The 533-nt window shown below is 57.6% G+C and carries 1 protein-coding gene; it reads left to right on the top strand.

What is annotated here, in order from left to right; genetic code table 11:
* Nucleotides 1–263 (top strand): AAA family ATPase (locus ACT3S6_RS15910; protein WP_444555779.1); only part of this gene is annotated, 263 nt, incomplete at its 5' end.
* Nucleotides 264–533 lie beyond the last annotated feature (270 nt).

The raw sequence follows: 533 nt of genomic DNA, 5'->3' as shown, positions 1-533 counted from the left end.
AAAAGCGTCGACTCTCGGTCGCAATCGCCTTTGCTGGACGCCCGGAACTACTGTTGCTCGACGAACCCAGCTACGGCCAAGACCCCAACAACCTCACATTACTTCTCAGCGAGATCCGTGCCGCAGCAGATTCGGGTGCGACGGTCGTGGTGAGCACCCACGACCCAGTACTCCTCGTACAGTGCGCTGACGCCATCAACCTGATCCGAAACGGACAAGCACACCCGGTCAAACCCCAACTATTAGAACCGCCAGTGTCATGATCACCGCACTTGAACAGGTTAATCCCCTCGCCAAATATGGTGCGGTACTGCCGATATTTCTTGTCGTGATCCTCAGCAAGAGTCTCGCAATGCCGGTCGGAGTCGGACTCGCGAGCTTGCTGCTCCTCTTCCTGCTATCACGGCAACCATTTCGCATCTGGGCGGCCGTGGTTGGGTCCCCGTTAGCAGCCCAGCGGCTATGCGATAGCTAATTGGTTCTCTGCAACCCAGCGATCCCAGTGTCTGAACGGCGTCATTCCGCCAAGGGAC

Origin of the sequence: Arthrobacter sp. AOP36-C1-22 (genome assembly GCF_052377515.1) — a bacterium.
Taxonomy (GTDB): domain Bacteria; phylum Actinomycetota; class Actinomycetes; order Actinomycetales; family Micrococcaceae; genus Arthrobacter_H.
The sequence above is the reverse complement of the archived record's forward strand: the minus strand, read 5'-3'. Positions and strand labels throughout refer to the sequence as shown.